The organism is Mesorhizobium sp. M7A.F.Ca.CA.002.15.2.1, assembly GCF_003998715.1.
Classification (GTDB): Bacteria; Pseudomonadota; Alphaproteobacteria; order Rhizobiales; family Rhizobiaceae; genus Mesorhizobium; species Mesorhizobium ciceri.
The window spans coordinates 1-1,171 of record NZ_RZPI01001044.1; the positions used below are offsets into that span (position 1 = coordinate 1).

General features: G+C 62.8%; 2 protein-coding genes. One reads left to right on the plus strand and one right to left on the minus strand.

The features are described 5' to 3' along the window. Positions 1 to 47 precede the first annotated feature (47 nt). Positions 48 to 269 carry a DUF1674 domain-containing protein gene (locus tag ENZ74_RS32400; protein WP_024504209.1) on the minus strand — a complete coding sequence of 74 codons (222 nt, stop codon included), beginning with the start codon at positions 267 to 269 and terminating at the stop codon, positions 48 to 50. A gap of 105 nt (positions 270 to 374) precedes the next feature. On the opposite strand from ENZ74_RS32400, the gene htpX reads away from it, so the two are divergent. Beyond that, positions 375 to 1,171: zinc metalloprotease HtpX (htpX, locus tag ENZ74_RS32405; protein ID WP_127313315.1), on the plus strand; the 797-nt coding region annotated here is incomplete at its 3' end.

The window sequence follows — 1,171 nt, forward strand, 5'->3', positions numbered from 1 at the left end:
TGGCTGGATCGCGCTCGAGCCGCAGCGCAACGCCGCCTAGGCCGCGTCTAGAAATCGCTGGTCAGGCCCTTTACCTCCCAGTCGCCGTAGCGGCCGGGCTCCTTGCCGCCGCGGCCGCCGATTTCCTTCGGCGCCGAGGCTTCCTTTTCCAGGTACTTTACACGCCTTGCTTCGGCTTCCGCGAGCGCACGTCTGGCTTCCGGCGTCAGCGCCTTTGGCTCGACATCATGGGCAAGCTCGGCATCGGTTTTACTGGCTTCGTCGTTCATGCGATATTTCCAGCGGATTGAAACGGGAACTGGTGTTTCCCATCATATAGCGATGAGACGAAGCGGATCGACCCCTTTTCGCTATCACCTGGACAGGAGCAGACGATGAACACACTTCGCACCGCCATGCTTCTTGCCGCGATGACCGCGCTGTTCATGGGCGTCGGCTTTTTGATCGGCGGAACCGGCGGCATGATGATCGCGCTGCTGATCGCCGCCGGCACCAATCTGTTCAGCTACTGGAATGCCGACAAGATGGTGCTGTCGATGAACCGTGCCGTCGAGGTCGACGAGAAGAACGCGCCCGAATATTACGCCATCGTCCAGTCGCTCGCCAAACAGGCCGGCCTGCCCATGCCGAAGACCTACCTGATCGACAATCCGCAGCCGAACGCCTTTGCCACCGGCCGCAACCCGCAGAACGCGGCGGTCGCTGCCTCCACCGGCCTGTTGCAGGCGCTGACGCCTGAAGAGGTCGCAGCCGTCATGGCGCACGAACTCGCCCATGTGCAGCACCGCGACACGCTGACCATGACGATCGTCGCCACCTTTGCCGGTGCCATTTCGATGCTCGGCAATTTCGCCTTCTTTTTCAGTGGCAATCGCGACAACAATCCGTTCGGCTTTGTCGGCGTGCTGGCGGCGATGATCGTAGCGCCCTTTGCCGCGATGGTCGTGCAGATGGCGGTCAGCCGCACCCGCGAATACGAGGCCGACCGACGTGGCGCCGAAATCTGTGGACACCCGCTCTGGCTGGCATCGGCGCTTGACAAGATCGCCCGCGGCGCCGAACGCATCCGCAACCCCGATGCCGAGCGCAATCCCGCGACCGCGCATCTCTTCATCATCAATCCCCTTCACGGCGAGCGCATGGACAGCCTGTTCTCCACCCACCCCGCCAC

Bases quoted from the DNA above. Each gene is read 5' to 3' on its own strand.
- ENZ74_RS32400 (WP_024504209.1), bottom strand. From the start codon at position 269: ATGAACGACGAAGCCAGTAAAACCGATGCCGAGCTTGCCCATGATGTC.